This window comes from Mesorhizobium sp. B2-4-15 (genome assembly GCF_006658505.1).
In the GTDB taxonomy this organism is placed as follows: domain Bacteria; phylum Pseudomonadota; class Alphaproteobacteria; order Rhizobiales; family Rhizobiaceae; genus Mesorhizobium.
In genome coordinates this window covers 1-16089 of sequence record NZ_VFUZ01000026.1, presented here as the reverse complement: position 1 = coordinate 16089, position 16089 = coordinate 1, and the positions used below count along the sequence as shown (strand labels likewise).

The window sequence follows — 16089 nt, the reverse complement described above, 5'->3', positions numbered from 1 at the left end:
ATAGGTTCGCGCTGCCCCTCATCCGCCTGCCGGCACCTTCTCCCGTGAGGAACGGGGAGAAGGGCAGCGCCAAGCTCCCAAAATCAAGTGGAGCTCGCGAGAGCCGCAGCATCAGCTAAAACGCGGGATCTTCAGTTCCGGTAGATCGGTTCCTGCTCGTCGAGGATCGCCTTCAGCTCGGCGAGGTGCCGCTCGGCCTGGCCGGGATAGTCGTCCATCTCGGCCGCGGCCTTCTCGGCGATGGCGTCGGACAGCGTACGCAGCGGACGGCCGGTCCACAGCGCCTTGATGTAAGTCTCGGCGGCGCGCTCGAAATAGAACATGCGGTTGAAGGCATCGGCGACCGTATCGCCGATGACCAGCACGCCGTGATTGCCCATCACCATCACTCTGACCTTGGGATCGGTAAGAAGCTGCGAGCAACGCTCGCCCTCCTCCTCGAAGGCCAGCCCGCCATAGTGGGCGTCGACGACATGGCGATTGAAGAACATCGCCGAATTCTGGTCGATCGGCGGCAATGTCGAGTCGGCGAGCGAGGCCAGCACCGTGGCGTGGATGGAATGGACATGCATGACGCAGCGCGCGTGCGGCACATTGCGATGGATGGCGCCGTGCAGGCCCCACGCCGTCGGGTCGGGCGCGGCGGGGCCGGACAGCGTGTCGGGGTCGTTGGCATCGATCTCGATCAGGTCGCTCGCCTTGATGCGCGAGAAATGCACCTGGTTGGGATTCATCAGGAACCTGGTGCCGTCCTCGTTGACGGCCAGCGAGAAATGGTTGGCCACCGCTTCATGCATGTTGAGCCGCGCCGTCCAGCGAAAGGCACAGGCGAGATCGACGCGCTCCTCGTAAAAGGGCAGGTTGGTCAGCGTTTCCCTTGGCAGGCGGGCAATGCTCATGAAAAATCCTCCGAGTTTTGGAAAGAATGCCGCGCTCCGCTGGTGCCCGCAACCGCTTTCGTTTGGTGCAGACTACGCTGCGGTGCTCGCGGTAGCGCTCGCCCTCAGCCCGCCATGCTCGACGATGAAGTCGACGACTTCCTGCAGGCCCTTGCCGCGTGACAGGTCGGTGAAGCCGAACGGCCGCTTGCCGCGCATGCGGGCGGCGTCGCTTTCCATGACATCGAGGTTGACGTTCACATAGGGCGCCAGGTCGCTCTTGTTGATGATCAGGAAATCGGAGCGGGTTATCGCTGGACCGCCCTTGCGCGGGATTTCCTCGCCCTGGCAGACCGAGATGATATACAGCGTGAGATCGGCAAGGTCAGGCGAGAAGGTGGCGGCAAGGTTATCGCCGCCGGATTCGATGAAGATGATGTCGAGGTCCGGGAATTTGCGGTTCAGCTCGGCGATCGCCTGCAAATTGATCGAAGCGTCCTCGCGAATGGCGGTATGCGGACACCCGCCCGTCTCGACGCCGACGATGCGGTCCTCCGGCAGCGCCTGCAGCCGGGCCAGTATCATGGCGTCTTCCCTGGTGTAGATATCGTTGGTGACGACGGCGATGGAAAACGCATCGCGCAACTTCTTGCAGAGTTTTTCGGTGAGCGTCGTCTTGCCCGAGCCGACGGGGCCGCCAATGCCGATGCGAAGAGGACCGTTGGGCTGCGTCATGTTGGGAACTCCGTGACGGCAAGGACTGCGAAACCGAGCCCGATCAATACGCACAGCGGCGAATAGTAGCGGACATCGAGCCGCGCGAAAGGCTGCTCGGGCGCCAGCCGCCGCCACCACGGCGTGAAGCCGGCAATACCGCGCCCCAGGAACACCAGTCCGATGAGCAGCGACGTGGCGGCGAGGCCCTCGCGGGGAAAGGGCGAGGCAAAGAAGCCGATGAGCGCCAGCGGCCAGAGCGTTGCCAGGCAAAGGCACGCCGCGACGGCGAAACTGGCGAAAGGCGTCGGCATTTCATCGACGCCGCGAAATCCGACCACCGCGCGGGCGCAGGTCGCGGCGTCCTTGCCCGGCCAGACGCCGCCGATACCCCAATAGACATGCAGCGCGGTGATCAGCAGCAGGACGAATGAAAGGATGAAGGCAAGGAGGATCATGAGCGGAACAGCCGCGAATACTGGGTTTCGTGCCTCATCGCCATGATTTCGGAGACGAAGGCGCAGCCGCCGAGATCATCCAAAGTCGAGCGCGAAGCGCGGGCGGCGGTCGCCAGGGCCAGCGGCTCGAAGCCGGCCAGCAGCGCAGTGGCTTCGTTCTGCCCGATGGTGCCGAGGCGGATGGCCGCCTGGACGAGATTGGAGAAAAAGGCTTGCAGGAAGGCGGACAGCGCACTTGGAAGCGCAATGCCATGGCCGCCGGCCACCGCGCCGACGGCGACGCAATAGGCGCAGCCGGCCGGCAAGCGCTTCAGCACCGGATTGGGCCATGCGGCGGCGGCCTTCAGGAAGGCGGCGCCTTGCAGCGTGGTCTCGGTATGGCGTTCCCGCGAGCCGGCGAGCGCCTCGGCCAGTGCGGCAACGTCGTCGAGGTCGACGGCGTCGCGGGCGCGGCGCCAGCTCTCGGCGAACAGCACGGCATCGTTCCAGCCCGAACCCATCTCGACCAGCGTTTCCAGCCAGGCAGCCAGGCTCCCGGCGTCGGCAATCAGCCCATCATGCACCGCCCGCTCCAGGCCGTGGCTGTAGGCAAAGCCGCCGACCGGAAAGGCAGGCGACAGCCACGCCATCAGCCGCAGCAGCGCCATGTTCGAAGGTTGGTCAGTCATGATCGTGATGGTCGTGCGAATGGCTGTGTGAATGCGCCTCGCTGTGACTGTGGCCATGACTGTGCGCTTCGGCGTGGGCATGAGCGTGGCCGCGATCATGTCCATGCGCGCCGCCATGGGCGGAATAGGCGCCGCGCACCGGCTTGAACGGCTCGGAGACGTCGGTCACCGTGGCGCCCAGCCCCTGCAGCATCGCCTTGATGACGTGGTCGCGCAGGATGAGGATGCGGTGCGCCTCGATCGCCGCCGCCAGATGGCGGTTGCCGATGTGCCAGGCAAGCTCGGCCAGATGCACGGCGTCGCGGGCGCGGATGTCATGGACCTCTTCCGGCGCGGCGGCGATCTCGATATGGCGGCCATCCTCCAGCACCAGCCGGTGGCCGTCGTTCAGGGCAACGGGCTCGGGCAGGTCGACCAGCACCTTGCTGCCGTCGGCGAGTTCGATGGCGCGGCGGCGCAGATGCCGCTCGTCATGAGCAAGAACCGCGCGGCCCGCCGGTGCCGTGGTCCCGGCCTCGTTTCCCGTTAGCACCGAAACGGCGCGCGGGAATTTGGTGAAATCGGTCTTGATATCGAGCTTCATGTCATGGCTCCGCCATTGGCTTGTGCCCGCGCACGGGCAGGGCGCGTCAGCACCCGGTCGAAATAGGCGTTGACGCGCTCGGAGTCGATCGGGAAACGGCCGGCGCGCGCCCAGGCGCCCATGTCGCCGAGCAGGATATCGACAGCCGAGAATCGGTCGCCGAGCGCGAACGGCTTGTCGCCAAGCCGGCGGTCCAGCGCCTTGACCTCCGAGGCGAAATCGTAGGCCACCGCAGGACCGACATCGACCCGGACGTCCTTGGGCAGCAGGAAGCGGTGGCGCAGCTTGTTCCACAGCGGTGCCTCGAACTCGCTCTGGGCGAAATGCATCCAGGAATCCATCTCCGCGCGGCCGGCAACACCGGGATTGGCGCCCATCCCCTTGTCGGCGTGCTTGTCGGCCAGATAGACGCAGATCGCCGCCGAATCCGTTACCGTCAGCTCGCCGTCGATGAGGATTGGCACCTTGCCCGACGGGTTGAGCGCATAGGCCTCCGGCGAGCGCAGTTTGACCTCGGTGAATTCATAGTGTTGCCCGAGTTCCTCGAGCATCCAGAGGACGCGGCTGACCCGGGATCCGCGCGATCCGATGGCCTTGTACATGAGAACCTGCCTTTCCCAGTAAGCCTAAAGCATCGGCGGTCGTCATACGATCGTGTCGAAGAGCCGCAGGATGAACGATATCTGGTAGATGAGCGCGGCCGCGACGAAAGCGATGTGGAAGCGGCGGTCGCGCACCAGGATCGCGGCGATGCAGAGCGCGACGAAGACCGGCGTGCGGAACAGATATTCGTTGCCGAAGCGGGCGAAATGCTCCGGTCCTTTCAGCAGCGTGTCGATCACATCGAGCAGGTAGGTCGCGGCCAGCAGGCCGAAGAACCAGGCGCGGCGCGAATAGAAGAAGTCCTCGTAGCTGGTGTAGTCCAGCATCGAGTCCGGAAACAGCAGCGCACAGAGCAGGAACAGCGTGATGGCGTAGAAGATGATGAAAAGGTACTTGCCGAACGTCCATGTCTCGATGGCGTAGAGGCCAAACTCCCACCACCAGAAATGCACCAGCGTCAACAGCACCGAGGCCACCCAGGCCAGGTGCACGGGATAGAGCCGGTATTGGCCGGGATGCTGGACGATGCGCGCCACCCCTGACAGCAGGCGGGCGACGCCGAGCCCGATCACCATGCCCATGACGATGCGGATATGCGGGAAGATGTCGTGCGGAGAGGCTATTTCGCTGGCCATGCCTGATCACGATGCGGCTTTTCGAGGCCGCATATTGCGGTGTCGTATCCTCTGCTGCAACGGATTTTGCAGCACCTGTCGCAATCCCGATTCTGCCTCAAAACAGAAAATACCGCTGCGCCATCGGAAGCACCGTTGCCGGTTCGCAGGTCAGCAACTCGCCATCCGCGCGCACCTCGTAGGTTTCGGGATCGACCTCGATATGCGGCGTGGCGTCGTTGAGCACCATCGAATGTTTGCCGATGCCGCCCCGAGTGTTTTCGACGGCGACGAACTGCTTGTCGACGCCGAGCCTGCCGTGCAGGCCAGATTCGAGCGCGGCCTTCGAGACGAAGGTCACGGACGAATTGGTTCTGGCCTTGCCATAGGCGCCGAACATCGGCCGGTAATGCATCGGCTGCGGCGTCGGGATCGAGGCGTTGGGGTCGCCCATGGGGGCGGCGGCGATCATGCCGCCGATCAGCACCATGTCCGGCTTGATGCCGAAGAAGGCCGGATTCCACAGCACCAGATCGGCGCGCTTGCCCACCGCGATCGAGCCGATCTCCTTCGACAGCCCATGCGCGATGGCCGGGTTGATCGTGTATTTGGCGATGTAGCGGCGGACGCGTAAATTGTCGTTGTCGCCGGTTTCCTGCGGCAGCGCGCCGCGCTGGCGCTTCATCTTGTCGGCGGTCTGCCAGGTCCGGATCGCCACCTCGCCGACACGGCCCATCGCCTGGCTGTCCGACGAGATGATCGAGAAGGCGCCGATATCGTGCAGGATGTCTTCCGCCGCGATCGTCTCCTTGCGGATACGGCTTTCGGCAAAGGCGATGTCCTCGGGGATCGACGGCGACAGGTGATGGCAGACCATCAGCATGTCGAGATGCTCGGCCAGCGTGTTGACCGTGTAGGGTCGCGTCGGATTGGTCGAGGACGGGATGACGTTGGGCAGGCCACAGACCTTGATGATGTCGGGCGCATGGCCGCCGCCGGCGCCCTCGGTGTGGAAGGCGTGGATGGTCCGGCCCTTGATCGCCGCCACCGTGTTTTCGACAAAGCCGGATTCGTTCAGCGTGTCGGTGTGGATCATCACCTGTACGTCATAGGTGTCGGCGACCGAGAGGCAGCAGTCGATGGCGGCGGGCGTCGTGCCCCAGTCCTCGTGCAATTTCAACGAACAGGCGCCGCCCAGCACCATTTCCTCGAGCGCCGCCGGCAGCGAGGCGTTGCCCTTGCCCGACAGGCCGATGTTCATCGGGAAGGCGTCGAAGGACTGGATCATCCGGGCCATATGCCATGGTCCCGGCGTGCAGGTGGTGGCCAGCGTGCCATGCGCAGGGCCGGTGCCGCCGCCAAGCATGGTGGTGATGCCGCTCATCAGCGCTTCCTCTATCTGCTGCGGGCAGATGAAGTGGATGTGCGCGTCGAAGCCGCCCGCGGTCAGGATCTTGCCTTCGCCGGCAATGATCTCGGTGCCGGGCCCAATGATGATGGTGACACCGTCTTGAGTATCCGGATTGCCGGCCTTGCCGATTGCCGCGATGCGTCCGTCCTTGAGGCCGATATCGGCCTTGAAGATGCCGGCGCCGGCATCGATCACCAGCGCATTGGTGATGACGGTGTCGACCGCGCCCTGCGCCCGCGGCACCTGGCTCTGGCCCATGCCGTCGCGGATCACCTTGCCGCCGCCGAATTTCACCTCCTCGCCGTGAACGGTGAGATCTCTCTCGACCTCGACGATGAGTTCGGTGTCGGCCAGCCGCACCCTGTCGCCGACTGTCGGACCATACATCTGGGCGTAGGCGGCACGGGTTATTCTGGCCATCGGCGATTGCTCCCGAAATGCGCTGTGGTTGAAGCCGGGTTGCACATTGCCGCCATCCAATGGTCACGCAATGACCCGCTGGGCGACACCTTCTCATCCCATTTGGCGGTTGAGGTTGGCAGGTCACCCCAAAACGACCGTTTGCCAAATCGATGGAAGGAAAATCCATGCGCAAATCGATAGTTCTTGCAGCCGCCGCCAGCCTGATGCTGGCCGGTGCCGCCAGTGCCCAGCAGCAGCCAGCACAACAGCCCGCTCCGGCCACGCCGGCTCCCGCGGCGAAAACGCCGGCGCCCGGCGGCCAGCAGGCCGCGCCGGCGATCCAGAGCGTCAACATTGTCGACATCACCGAACTGCCAAAGGACACCCAGACGCAGGTCAATCAGGTGATCGCCCAGCGCGGCGATGCCGGCCTGCAGAAACTGCGCAGCTCGATCGACGCCACTCCCAAGGTCAAGTCCGCCCTTCAGGCCAAGGGAATGACCTCGGCGCAGGTGGTTGCGGCCAGCATGGAGCCCAATGGCGCGCTGACCCTGATCACCAAGAAAGCCAGCTGACGAACCAGTGCGGCGGGCCGGTACCCGGTCCGCCGGTCGCATCAAGAAGGGAACTGTGACAGGGCCGGAGTCGTTTCGTCTGGTAAGTGTTAAAACAAGCCTCGAAAGCGAACGATGACCGTCACCACCTTGCCCGATGCCCGATGGCTGCATGCCATCGCGGCGGCTGCGTTTCTGGCTGCGAGCCTTCCGCATGCCGCGCTGAACGCGCAGGGCCTCGAAAGCCCGGAAACTATCGACCGGATCGTCGGCTCGCAGGTCAACCAGGAAGAAGCCAAGACAACAGCTGAAATCGATAAAGTGAGTTCGGCGATCGACCGCACGCGTGAAAACATCAGCACGGTGCGCAAGACGTCCAAGCTCGACAAGGTCGACATCGTGTTCTTGACCGACGCCGCGCGCAGCGAGGGCGGTCCGCCGCCGGCCATCGAAAACAAGGTCCGGCAGCATCAGGAGGATGTCGCCGAACTGCGCAAGGAGATCGAGGCCAATGCCTTGCTTTACAATGCCATCGATTCGCGGCGCGTACTTGCCGAGGACGTTCTCGCCGTGGAGTTCGATGACCCCGGGAAGATCGTCATCTATGCGGCGGCCAAGCCGTCGAACTGAGCCGAAAGCAGCGTCTGCTTTCATGCTTGCCCCAAAGCCGGGCACACGCCGCGCACGAGACGCCGCCGGTCTCACAGCTTGCCCATCACCTTCTGCTGGAACCCATGGACCTCGCGCTTGCCGCCAAGCGGCACCAGCGTGACATCGCGTTCCTGGCCGGGTTCGAAGCGAATGGCCGTGCCCGCGGCGATGTCGAGGCGCATGCCGCGCGCCCGTTCACGGTCGAATTTCAGCCCCTCATTGGTTTCGTAGAAATGGTAGTGGCTGCCGACCTGGATCGGTCGGTCACCGCTGTTGGCGACTTTCAAGGTGACGGTCGGCAGGTCCTTGTTGAGTTCGATGTCGCCTTGTGCGGGAATGATTTCGCCGGGAATCATCTGAAATCACACCATGCCGAAGGCGAGGCCGGCGCCGATCGCCGCGCAGGCCGCGCCCGCAACGCGAGCCAGGCCAGGCAACCTCTGGCCAAGGCTCAGGCCGGCGGCGATGCCGATGGCATGCAGCAGCACCGTGGCGATGGCAAAGCCGGCCATGTACTCGAGCCCGCCGGCATTTTCCGGCACTTCGGTGCCGTGGGCATGTCCGTGAAACACCGCGAACAGGCCAATAATGGCGACACCGGCCGAAACGGGCAGGTCGACCGCCAACGCCAGCAGCAGGCCGAGCGCCACGACGGAGGCCAGTATGCCCGGTTCCACGAACGGCACCGGCACATGGGCCATGCCAAGGGCCGCGCCGCCCAGCATGACGCCGACGAAGGCGAGCGGCCAGGCCCAGATCGCTCGGCCGCCCTTGAGTGCCGCCCACAGCCCGACCGCGATCATGGCGGTCATGTGGTCGAGGCCGGAAAGCGGATGCATGAAGCCGGCCGTGAAGGAGGAGGTGGTGCCGACACCGACATGGGCATCGGCCGGCATGACGGCGGCCATCAACAGGATCGCAGAGAGGCAGAGGCGTTTGGCTGACATCATTCCACTTGCCTTTCGTTTTTACGGTGTCGCGGTGGTCATGCGGCCTTGCGGGGGCCGCAGCCTTCGGCCTTGAGGACGCGCTTGGTCGAAGCCGGATATTTCTTCAGCATCGCGGCGGGTCGGATCGGTCGGGCCGAAAAATTGCCGCCGCAGTTCGGGCAGACGCCATCCAGCACATGTTCCACACAATCGGCGCAGAAGGTGCATTCGAAGGTGCAGATCAACGCATCCGCCGCCTCGGGCGGCAGGTCCTTGTCGCAGCATTCGCAGTTCGGGCGCAGTTCAAGCATTTTCTCTCCTCACCGGATGGGTTGGTGCACGGTCACCAGCTTGGTGCCGTCGGGGAAGGTCGCCTCCACCTGCACGTCATGGATCATCTCGGCGATTCCTTCCATCACCTGTGCGCGGCTGACGACATGGGCGCCAGCCTCCATCAGTTCGGCGACCGGGCGGCCGTCGCGGGCGCCCTCGACGACGAAATCGGTAATCAGCGCAATCGCTTCCGGATGGTTGAGCTTGACGCCGCGCTCCAGCCGCTTGCGTGCCACGATCGCCGCCATGGCGATCAGCAGCTTGTCCTTCTCTCGCGGCGTCAGGTTCATGCGGTTTCCTGAATCACAGTGACCATAATTTGGGCAGCCCCGCCCTTCCATTGAGCAATCCGACGAGCGGAACCAGCCGCTGGCGCAGCTGGTAGCCGTCCTCGGCGTAGAGCCTCGCAAGAAGCTTGCCAGATCTCTTCACGCTCCAGGCGCTCGCACCGCCCCGGTCGCCGATGATTTCGCGCACCGGATCGAGCAAATCCTCGGCCTGCACCGACACCATCAACAGCGTGGCCATGGCGATTGCGCCTCCGGCGACTGCCGGACGGGCCATGCTTGCTGCGATGTCAGGCCCGATGCGGAAATCCTCGGCATGGATGAGAAAACCGTTCTGGCGAACTCGCCAGCGGTCCCGGAAAGTGCCCAGCGTGGCGCGTTCGCCCATCGCCAGCCGGCCGAAGACTGTCGCTTCCAGCACCAGCGCCTCGGCTCCGGCGGCAAGTTCGACATCGAGCGTGCGGGCGAAGGCCGCCTGGTCGAAAACGATGGTTTCCTGCGGCAGCCAGGCGATGCGGCCGTTTTCGCCGACGGTCAGCTTGACCCGCACTTCGGCATGGTCGGATGCGGCGCGATAGACCTTCTCGCAGGCCTGGGTCGTTATCGTGGCGCTGGCATCCGCGCCGACATCCACATCCCATTCGAGGCGATCGCCGCCGGTCAGTCCGCCGGCGGTGTTGATCAGGACCGCTTCCAGCGGCTCGACCGAAACGGCCGGCAGCCTGATCTTGGCGGAGCCGTCCTGATAGAGGCGCCGCAGCCGCGTGCGGCCGCCTGCGCTGGCGCAGCCCAGCTGTGCCAGGCCCGCGGCGCGCTGGGCGCGAGGGGCCGAAAACCTCGTATATTCGATGGTGTCCACGCCGTCAGGTTAAGCACTGCGGCGGTTTTGTCGATATATAGCTTGTTGCTTGATGGCGTTTCCGTTTCTATAGAGGGAGCCACCTTGGTGCGGTCACGCGATGCTTGGCGGGGGTGTAAGGCGACGGTCGCGGCCTGATATCGAGGACAACAAGGCGCTGTTCAGTTGGCGTCGGGAAACGACAAAGTGGGGAAGAAACCGAATGGCTGACCAGCTGGCAACGGAAATCATCGAGAAGATCAAGGCCCATGCCGAGCCGGGCGGTGAAGAAATCACCACCAGCACCGAATTGACGGCGCTCGGCATCCATTCGCTGGAGCTGACGGAGATTATCTTCGATCTCGAGGAGCAGTATGGCATCGAGATCGAGATGAACACCGTCGATGCCTGGAGCAATCTCAAGAATGTTGGCGACATGGTCGAGGCCGTTCGCGCGCTGATCGCGAAAAAAGCCTGACCGAATGCTGAAGCGCGTCGTCATTACCGGCATTGGTGGGCTGTGCGGACTAGGCGCCGATGCACAGGCAATCTGGGCCGAGATGCGGGCCGGCCGTTCGGCGATAGGCCCGATCGATAATCCTTTCCTGCACGACCTGAAGGTCAAGACCGGCTGCGAGATCAAGGCGCTGCCCGATCACGGCATCGAGCGCAGGCAACTGGTGTCGATGGACCGCTTCAGCCTGCTGGCTGTGATCGCGGCGAAGGAAGCCATGCAGCAGTCCGGCCTGGTCCCGCATGCGGACAACACTTACCGGATGGGCACGGTCATCGGCATCGGCGTCTGCGGGTTCGAGACGATCGAGGAGAACTACCGGGCGATCCTGATCGAGGGCAAGAACCGCGCCGGCATTTTCACCGTGCCCAGGGTCATGCCTGGCGCTGCCGCCGGCCAGGTCAGCATGCATCTTGGCCTGCGCGGGCCGGTGTTCGGCGTCACCTCGGCCTGCTCTTCGGCCAACCACGCCATCGCCTCGGCGGTCGATCAGATCAGGCTCGGCCGCGCCGATGTCATGGTCGCCGGCGGCACCGAAGCGCCGCTGGTCTGGGGCGTGCTCAAGGGTTGGGAGGCGTTGCGCGTGCTGTCGCCCGACACGTGCCGGCCGTTCTCGGCCGATCGCCAGGGACTGGTGCTGGGCGAAGGCGCCGGCATGGCGGTTCTTGAAAGCTACGATCATGCCATGGCGCGTGGCGCCACCATCCTCGCCGAAATCGCCGGTGCCGGCCTCTCGGCCGACGCCTCCGACATCGTCGCTCCGACCGTCGAAGGACCGGAGGCGGCAATGCGCTTCTGCCTCGCCGATGCCGGGCTCAATCCCGAAGACATCGATTATCTCAACGCCCACGGCACCGGCACCAAGGCCAACGATCAGATCGAGACCAACGCGATCAAGCGCGTCTTTGGCGAGCATGCGCGCTCACTGTCCGTTTCCTCGACCAAATCGATGCATGCGCATTGCCTGGGCGCATCGGGCGGACTGGAGATGATCGCCTGCGTCATGGCGATCCGCGAGGGCGTCGTGCCGCCGACCGCGAATTACCGGGAGCCCGATCCCGATTGCGATCTCGACGTGACGCCCAATGTCGCGCGCGAGCGCAAGGTGCGCGCCGCGATCAGCAACGGCTTTGCCTTCGGCGGCACCAACGCGGTGCTGGCGTTCAAGGCCATCTGATCCCGGGGCCACCATCTGTCTCGGGCGGTCCGATTGAGTGGACTGTCCCTGCGCGGCGAAACTGTCGCCGCATGTTGATCATGCCGGGTCGCGCGCATAACTCTTGGCCTGTCCCGCCACACCGCGCCCTTGGCGCAAATCCCCCGCAGGAGTTCCCGATGGCCGATTTGTCCGCCTTTCCGATCACCACCCGTTGGCCGGCCAAACATCCGGACCAGATCCAGCTCTATTCGGCAACGACGCCGAACGGAGTGAAGATATCGATCGCCCTGGAAGAGCTCGGCCTGCCCTATGAGCCGCACCTGATCAACATCAGCAAGGATGAAAGCTGGACGCCGGAGTTCCTGTCGCTCAATCCCAACGGCAAGATACCGGCGATCATCGATCCCAACGGCCCGGACGGCAAACCGATCGGCCTGTTCGAATCCGGCGCCATCCTGCTCTACCTCGCCGACAAGACCGGCCTGCTCGTCCCGGCGGACGCAGCCCGGCGCTACGAGACGATCCAGTGGGTGTTCTTCCAGATGGCCTCAATCGGTCCGATCTTCGGCCAGGTCGGTTTCTTCCACAAATTCGCCGGCCGCGAGATCGCCGACAAGCGCCCGCTGGAGCGCTATCGCGATGAGTCGCGGCGGTTGATCGGCGTGCTGGATGGCAGGTTGAAGGGCCGAAAATGGATCATGGGCAACGACTACACCATCGCCGACATCTCGCTGCTCGGCTGGGTGCGCAACCTGATCGGCTTCTATGAAGCGCGCGACCTCGTCGGTTTCGATGATTTCGCCAATGTGGCGGCATGGCTGGAGCGCGGCCTGGCTCGGCCGGCGGTGCGGAAGGGCCTGATCATTCCGTCCAAGGGCTAGCAGCCTTCTCGCATCAGCGTCGCCAGCGGCGGTTTAGCCGGCTGGTGCAGGACGGCTACTTCGCCTTGGCTTTCGGGCGTCTTTTGCCGATCACGGAAGCCGCGAGCGAGGCGGCACCGCGCGCGGTCGCGATAACCGCGCCAGCCGCCACACTTGCCACGGTCCGGGCGCCACCGGCGTTGGAGGGCGCCGGTTTACGCGGGCTGGCTGTCTTCGCGGCGGTCGGCACGACCTTTCTCGGCGCGGCCTTGCCGAAAGCGGCCTTGGCGTCTTTCGAGCGCTCGGCAATCGCCGGACCAGCGCCAGCCTTCGCTTGGCTGGCCTTCGCGGTCCTGGTCTTGGCGGCTGCGGGTTTTCTTGCCTTGGTTGCCATTGGAAAATCCCTTACGCCTGACAATCGGGTTCTCGGCCATAACGGCGAGAAAGTCTTAAGGTTCCCGTCAAAAAGTATCGAAAATTAAGCGGGTTAACCAATGACCAGATCGGCGGCCCGGCGCCGTGCCAGCACCCGTTCGATGTTGGGCATGTCGTTGGAGGCGATCCAGGCGCGCGCATCCTCGTCGGAACGCCCATGGCCATGCCAGCGCTCCATCAAGCGGCGTTCGAGTTCGTTGCGCGGCACCTCGACGAAGATCGAGTAATCGAACAGCGGCGCCAGCCGCGACCACGGCTCCTCATCGAGCAGCAGATAATTGCCTTCGACCAGGATGAATTTGGTCTCGGTGCCGATGATCGCCGCCGCGGCACGTGACAGTTCCATGCTGCGGTCGAAGACCGGGATGGCGATGTCGGGTTCGCCGGCACGAATGCGTTTCAGCAAGGTTTCGAAGCCGGCGAAATCGAAGGTTTCCGGCGCGCCCTTGCGCGCGCGCAGGCCGCGCTGGTCGAGCACGACGTCGTCGTAGTGGAAGCCATCCATCGGCACGACTTCCACGGCCCCTTCCGGCAGCAGGTCATGCAGGCCGGCCGACAGCGTCGACTTGCCCGCGCCGGGCGGCCCGGCAATGGCGACGATGAAGCGCTTTGCCTTGCCGGCGCGCTTGAAGATGGTGGCGGCCAGGTGGGCGATTTCGGACATGGGAGCCTCACTTGCCTGGATGATCGGCACAATGTTTCCGCCGCATTTTGGCGGCAGTCGCTGGAAATTTCAAACCCCGTGTTGCGCAACCCTGCTCAAACAGGGACGGGCTGACCAATGCGCAGGAAATCGCCGTCGAAGGGGACGTCCCATTGGGTGTCGCCGGCCGAGAGCCGCATCTGGCCGTTGGCCGTGGCGATCGCCCGCGGCGGCGTGCCGCCTGACAGGGGCAAAGCGCCGATGACGTGGCGAAAGGAAAAACTGCGCCCTTCACCGAGCGTAAACGCTGTCGCCACACCTTCGCGCTTCAGCCAGTTGTCGCCGATCGAGGCGGCATGGCCGACGGCCGTGCGCCCATCCTCGATGCCGAGCACGCCCAAATGACGGCCGCTCCAGGGCGCGTAATCGCGCCCGCCATTGCTGAGCCACAGCATGGTGACCGGCAGTTCGGCCGGGTTCTTCAGCACCAGCACAAGGTCCTCCTCGGCACGGCGCGCCAGCGCCGTCCAGCCCGGCCCGCCATGGTCGGCCTCGACAAGGGTGACGAAATCCTCGCGCGGGTCCTCCATGCGGTACTGCGTCAGGTCGAGCGTGCCGTCGCCAGCGGCGGGAAAATGGCTAAGGTCCGCCGACCGCGCCGGATAGGCCAGCATGAAGCGGCCGCGCGCGGGGTCCGGCTCCAACGGATCGGCCGGCGTCGCGGCAAAGCGCTTGGGCGAGAAGGCCAGCCTGCCGCCGCCCGTCATCACCGTCATTGGATGGTGGGCGACGGAAATCGCGCCGGAACCGCCGGAAAACACATGTTCCTGATAAAGGAAGGGATGGTCGTCGATGAGCGTGAGGGTCTTGTCGACGCTGGCGCCCATGACCCTGTGCCGCAGCCGGAACACAGCCCGCCAGCCGCCCTCTGTCGCGCCGTTGTCGACCACATCCCAGGCGCTGTTGGCCGGCCAGCCATGCAGCGGCGCCTCCTCGACATCGCTGCGCGAAAACGGCGCGCACAGAAAGTCGCCGGACAGCCGAACCGTGCCTTGCGGCAGGTCCTTGGGCAGCGTCTCGCCCGCATCGACCCATGGCGCGCGGTGCAGCGGCTTTATCAGGCGGCTGCCGCTCTCGACGGTCATGTCGGCGATATGGCCGACGGTGAGATCGAGCGAAACCGAAACGCCCTTTGCCTTGATCGTGCAGGTATCCATAGCGTGCTCACCCGATTCTGAAGGCGCAAGCAGAACCCTTTCGGCGCCCGTTGCGCAAGCGCCGCAACCGGCATTTTGCATCAGCGGTGCTTGTGAAGGCGGACAATCCTGGGGCTAACCACCATTAACCAAATGGACGCATCAATCGCGTTACGTTAGCTTCGCCTCATCTCAGCAACGCCATCGCCAGAACAGACCTGCCCTTGTCCAATTTGCGTTCCTTCCCGTTTGTCCAGAGACTTTTCGTCGCTCTTGGCCTGTTGCTGCTTGTTGCCGGCTGCTCGACCACGACCCCGCCGGACTCGGTGCTGGCCGTGCCCGCGCCGCCGCAGAAATATGCCGCCATCGTCGTCGACGCCAGGACCGGCAAGCAGCTGTTCGAGGTCAACGCGACGGCGCAGCGCTATCCGGCGTCGCTGACCAAGATGATGACACTCTATCTCCTGTTCGAGGCGATGGAGTCCGGCCGGGTCACCAAGGAAACGCAGATCCCGGTGTCCGGCCACGCCGCCTCGCAGCCGCCCACCAAGATGCGCTTCCGGCGCGGGGAGTCCATCGATGTCGATTCCGCGATCCGCGCCATCGTCGTCAAATCGGCCAACGACGTGGCGGTGGCGGTCGGCGAATATCTCGGCGGCTCGGAGGACCAGTTCGCCGCCATGATGACATCCAAGGCACGCGCGCTCGGCATGACCGGCACCACCTTCCGCAACGCATCCGGCCTGCCCGACGACGGCCAGATGACGACGGCGCGCGACATGGCGGTGCTCGGCATGGCGCTGCGTCAGCGCTTTCCCCAGCATTTCCACTATTTCTCCGAAAGCGATTTCATGTTCCGCGGCAGGCTGGTGCGCGGCCACAACGACATGCTCGGCCGCGTGCGCGGCGTAGACGGCATCAAGACCGGCTACATCAGGGCTTCCGGCTTCAACATCGTCACCTCCTACAATGCCGATGGCCGCCAGCTGATCGTGGTGGTGATGGGCGCCGACAGCGCCCGCCAGCGCAACGACCATGTCGAGGCGCTGATCCAGCGCAGCCTGTCGCCCGCGATGGCCGACAGCAAGGCAAGGCTGATGTTCGCCGAGCAGCAGTAGCAAGAGAGGGGCAGCGGAGCCGCCCTTGATTTCGTCATCCCAGGGCGAAGCAGCCGCGCAGCGGCGTCGCGGAGACCCTGGGATCCATGCCGCGACACATGAGCGCCGCAGCTGTGCGGAGTTCTGCTCCGCCGCATTCCTAGGCTGGCGCAACGGCATGGATACCAGGGTCTCCGCGACGCCGCTGCGCGGCTGCACGCCCTGGTGCGACGAAGTCGGGCAACCCCGAATGCCTGCGATA

General features: G+C 64.6%; 22 protein-coding genes. 6 read left to right on the top strand and 16 right to left on the bottom strand.

Annotated features, from left to right (window positions below; all coding sequences use genetic code 11):
- Window positions 1–131: 131 nt before the first annotated feature.
- The 8 genes from FJ930_RS24605 to ureC all read right to left on the bottom strand — a co-directional run bounded on the left by FJ930_RS24605 (window position 132) and on the right by ureC (window position 6349).
- Entirely contained in the window at window positions 132–899 is a 768-nt protein-coding gene (locus FJ930_RS24605) for a class II aldolase and adducin N-terminal domain-containing protein (RefSeq protein ID WP_141840461.1), read from the bottom strand.
- A gap of 72 nt (window positions 900–971) precedes the next feature.
- Entirely contained in the window at window positions 972–1613 is a 642-nt protein-coding gene (gene ureG / locus FJ930_RS24600) for an urease accessory protein UreG (RefSeq protein WP_141840460.1), read from the bottom strand.
- Window positions 1610–2050, bottom strand: a complete 441-nt coding sequence (locus FJ930_RS24595) for a DUF3995 domain-containing protein (protein ID WP_140744054.1) — start codon at window positions 2048–2050, stop codon at window positions 1610–1612. The genes ureG and FJ930_RS24595 overlap by 4 nt, the downstream gene beginning before the upstream one ends.
- The gene (locus FJ930_RS24590) at window positions 2047–2718 is read right to left on the bottom strand and encodes an urease accessory protein UreF (protein WP_141840459.1); all 672 of its coding nucleotides are present in this window, start codon (window positions 2716–2718) and stop codon (window positions 2047–2049) included. Before FJ930_RS24590 ends, FJ930_RS24595 begins: the two co-directional genes overlap by 4 nt.
- Window positions 2711–3301 (bottom strand): urease accessory protein UreE, encoded by a 591-nt coding sequence (locus FJ930_RS24585; protein WP_141840458.1) that lies wholly within the window; start codon window positions 3299–3301, stop codon window positions 2711–2713. The genes FJ930_RS24590 and FJ930_RS24585 overlap by 8 nt, the downstream gene beginning before the upstream one ends.
- Window positions 3298–3903: a glutathione S-transferase family protein gene (locus tag FJ930_RS24580; protein ID WP_141840457.1), complete on the bottom strand. Its 606-nt coding sequence runs from the start codon at window positions 3901–3903 to the stop codon at window positions 3298–3300. The genes FJ930_RS24585 and FJ930_RS24580 overlap by 4 nt, the downstream gene beginning before the upstream one ends.
- A 42-nt stretch (window positions 3904–3945) precedes the next feature.
- Window positions 3946–4539, bottom strand: a complete 594-nt coding sequence (locus tag FJ930_RS24575) for a hypothetical protein (protein ID WP_141840456.1) — start codon at window positions 4537–4539, stop codon at window positions 3946–3948.
- Between the two features lie 97 nt (window positions 4540–4636).
- A complete protein-coding gene (gene ureC, locus FJ930_RS24570) occupies window positions 4637–6349 on the bottom strand; it encodes an urease subunit alpha (RefSeq protein WP_141840455.1) in 1713 nt (570 codons plus the stop codon).
- A 167-nt stretch (window positions 6350–6516) separates the two neighbouring features.
- Between ureC and FJ930_RS24565 the strand changes: the two genes are divergently transcribed.
- Complete coding sequence (locus tag FJ930_RS24565; RefSeq protein ID WP_140744066.1) at window positions 6517–6906, top strand: hypothetical protein; 390 nt, start codon at window positions 6517–6519, stop codon at window positions 6904–6906.
- A gap of 114 nt (window positions 6907–7020) precedes the next feature.
- Window positions 7021–7515, top strand: coding sequence for a hypothetical protein (locus FJ930_RS24560; RefSeq protein WP_141840454.1), 495 nt, complete (start codon window positions 7021–7023; stop codon window positions 7513–7515).
- A gap of 71 nt (window positions 7516–7586) precedes the next feature.
- Here FJ930_RS24560 and FJ930_RS24555 read toward each other — a convergent pair whose 3' ends face one another.
- From FJ930_RS24555 to FJ930_RS24535, 5 genes are read right to left on the bottom strand one after another with little or no spacing between them, the layout of a single operon-like run.
- Window positions 7587–7892, bottom strand: coding sequence for an urease subunit beta (locus FJ930_RS24555; RefSeq protein ID WP_141840453.1), 306 nt, complete (start codon window positions 7890–7892; stop codon window positions 7587–7589).
- A 6-nt stretch (window positions 7893–7898) separates the two neighbouring features.
- On the bottom strand, window positions 7899–8486 hold the full coding sequence (locus FJ930_RS24550) for a HupE/UreJ family protein (protein ID WP_141840452.1): 588 nt from the start codon (window positions 8484–8486) through the stop codon (window positions 7899–7901).
- 35 nt (window positions 8487–8521) lie between these two features.
- A complete protein-coding gene (locus FJ930_RS24545) occupies window positions 8522–8776 on the bottom strand; it encodes a DUF1272 domain-containing protein (RefSeq protein ID WP_140744074.1) in 255 nt (84 codons plus the stop codon).
- Window positions 8777–8785: 9 nt separating this feature from the next.
- On the bottom strand, window positions 8786–9088 hold the full coding sequence (locus FJ930_RS24540) for an urease subunit gamma (RefSeq protein ID WP_140777694.1): 303 nt from the start codon (window positions 9086–9088) through the stop codon (window positions 8786–8788).
- A 13-nt stretch (window positions 9089–9101) separates the two neighbouring features.
- On the bottom strand, window positions 9102–9944 hold the full coding sequence (locus FJ930_RS24535) for an urease accessory protein UreD (RefSeq protein ID WP_141840451.1): 843 nt from the start codon (window positions 9942–9944) through the stop codon (window positions 9102–9104).
- Between the two features lie 202 nt (window positions 9945–10146).
- On the opposite strand from FJ930_RS24535, the gene FJ930_RS24530 reads away from it, so the two are divergent.
- The 3 genes from FJ930_RS24530 to FJ930_RS24520 all read left to right on the top strand — a co-directional run bounded on the left by FJ930_RS24530 (window position 10147) and on the right by FJ930_RS24520 (window position 12477).
- On the top strand, window positions 10147–10401 hold the full coding sequence (locus FJ930_RS24530; RefSeq protein ID WP_140491308.1) for an acyl carrier protein: 255 nt from the start codon (window positions 10147–10149) through the stop codon (window positions 10399–10401).
- A gap of 4 nt (window positions 10402–10405) precedes the next feature.
- On the top strand, window positions 10406–11614 hold the full coding sequence (locus FJ930_RS24525) for a beta-ketoacyl-[acyl-carrier-protein] synthase family protein (RefSeq protein ID WP_140612672.1): 1209 nt from the start codon (window positions 10406–10408) through the stop codon (window positions 11612–11614).
- Window positions 11615–11772: 158 nt separating this feature from the next.
- On the top strand, window positions 11773–12477 hold the full coding sequence (locus FJ930_RS24520; protein ID WP_141840450.1) for a glutathione S-transferase N-terminal domain-containing protein: 705 nt from the start codon (window positions 11773–11775) through the stop codon (window positions 12475–12477).
- Between the two features lie 55 nt (window positions 12478–12532).
- On the opposite strand, the gene FJ930_RS24515 is transcribed toward FJ930_RS24520, so the two are convergent.
- The 3 genes from FJ930_RS24515 to FJ930_RS24505 form a co-directional block, all read right to left on the bottom strand.
- Window positions 12533–12850 (bottom strand): hypothetical protein, encoded by a 318-nt coding sequence (locus FJ930_RS24515; RefSeq protein WP_141840449.1) that lies wholly within the window; start codon window positions 12848–12850, stop codon window positions 12533–12535.
- Window positions 12851–12943: 93 nt separating this feature from the next.
- Window positions 12944–13555, bottom strand: coding sequence for a nucleoside triphosphate hydrolase (locus FJ930_RS24510; protein WP_141840448.1), 612 nt, complete (start codon window positions 13553–13555; stop codon window positions 12944–12946).
- Window positions 13556–13650: 95 nt separating this feature from the next.
- Window positions 13651–14751 carry a hypothetical protein gene (locus tag FJ930_RS24505; RefSeq protein ID WP_141840447.1) on the bottom strand — a complete coding sequence of 367 codons (1101 nt, stop codon included), beginning with the start codon at window positions 14749–14751 and terminating at the stop codon, window positions 13651–13653.
- A gap of 203 nt (window positions 14752–14954) precedes the next feature.
- On the opposite strand from FJ930_RS24505, the gene FJ930_RS24500 reads away from it, so the two are divergent.
- Complete coding sequence (locus FJ930_RS24500) at window positions 14955–15848, top strand: D-alanyl-D-alanine carboxypeptidase family protein (RefSeq protein WP_141840446.1); 894 nt, start codon at window positions 14955–14957, stop codon at window positions 15846–15848.
- The last annotated feature ends 241 nt before the right edge of the window (window positions 15849–16089 follow it).

Excerpts from the sequence above, each read along its gene's own strand:
- FJ930_RS24605 (WP_141840461.1), bottom strand. The coding sequence starts at position 899 with ATGAGCATTGCCCGCCTGCCAAGGGAAACGCTGACCAACCTGCCCTTT.
- ureG (WP_141840460.1), bottom strand. The coding sequence starts at position 1,613 with ATGACGCAGCCCAACGGTCCTCTTCGCATCGGCATTGGCGGCCCCGTC.
- FJ930_RS24595 (WP_140744054.1), bottom strand. The coding sequence starts at position 2,050 with ATGATCCTCCTTGCCTTCATCCTTTCATTCGTCCTGCTGCTGATCACC.
- FJ930_RS24590 (WP_141840459.1), bottom strand. The coding sequence starts at position 2,718 with ATGACTGACCAACCTTCGAACATGGCGCTGCTGCGGCTGATGGCGTGG.
- FJ930_RS24585 (WP_141840458.1), bottom strand. The coding sequence starts at position 3,301 with ATGAAGCTCGATATCAAGACCGATTTCACCAAATTCCCGCGCGCCGTT.
- FJ930_RS24580 (WP_141840457.1), bottom strand. The coding sequence starts at position 3,903 with ATGTACAAGGCCATCGGATCGCGCGGATCCCGGGTCAGCCGCGTCCTC.
- FJ930_RS24575 (WP_141840456.1), bottom strand. The coding sequence starts at position 4,539 with ATGGCCAGCGAAATAGCCTCTCCGCACGACATCTTCCCGCATATCCGC.
- ureC (WP_141840455.1), bottom strand. The coding sequence starts at position 6,349 with ATGGCCAGAATAACCCGTGCCGCCTACGCCCAGATGTATGGTCCGACA.
- FJ930_RS24565 (WP_140744066.1), top strand. The coding sequence starts at position 6,517 with ATGCGCAAATCGATAGTTCTTGCAGCCGCCGCCAGCCTGATGCTGGCC.
- FJ930_RS24560 (WP_141840454.1), top strand. The coding sequence starts at position 7,021 with ATGACCGTCACCACCTTGCCCGATGCCCGATGGCTGCATGCCATCGCG.
- FJ930_RS24555 (WP_141840453.1), bottom strand. The coding sequence starts at position 7,892 with ATGATTCCCGGCGAAATCATTCCCGCACAAGGCGACATCGAACTCAAC.
- FJ930_RS24550 (WP_141840452.1), bottom strand. The coding sequence starts at position 8,486 with ATGATGTCAGCCAAACGCCTCTGCCTCTCTGCGATCCTGTTGATGGCC.
- FJ930_RS24545 (WP_140744074.1), bottom strand. The coding sequence starts at position 8,776 with ATGCTTGAACTGCGCCCGAACTGCGAATGCTGCGACAAGGACCTGCCG.
- FJ930_RS24540 (WP_140777694.1), bottom strand. The coding sequence starts at position 9,088 with ATGAACCTGACGCCGCGAGAGAAGGACAAGCTGCTGATCGCCATGGCG.
- FJ930_RS24530 (WP_140491308.1), top strand. The coding sequence starts at position 10,147 with ATGGCTGACCAGCTGGCAACGGAAATCATCGAGAAGATCAAGGCCCAT.
- FJ930_RS24525 (WP_140612672.1), top strand. The coding sequence starts at position 10,406 with ATGCTGAAGCGCGTCGTCATTACCGGCATTGGTGGGCTGTGCGGACTA.
- FJ930_RS24520 (WP_141840450.1), top strand. The coding sequence starts at position 11,773 with ATGGCCGATTTGTCCGCCTTTCCGATCACCACCCGTTGGCCGGCCAAA.
- FJ930_RS24515 (WP_141840449.1), bottom strand. The coding sequence starts at position 12,850 with ATGGCAACCAAGGCAAGAAAACCCGCAGCCGCCAAGACCAGGACCGCG.
- FJ930_RS24510 (WP_141840448.1), bottom strand. The coding sequence starts at position 13,555 with ATGTCCGAAATCGCCCACCTGGCCGCCACCATCTTCAAGCGCGCCGGC.
- FJ930_RS24505 (WP_141840447.1), bottom strand. The coding sequence starts at position 14,751 with ATGGATACCTGCACGATCAAGGCAAAGGGCGTTTCGGTTTCGCTCGAT.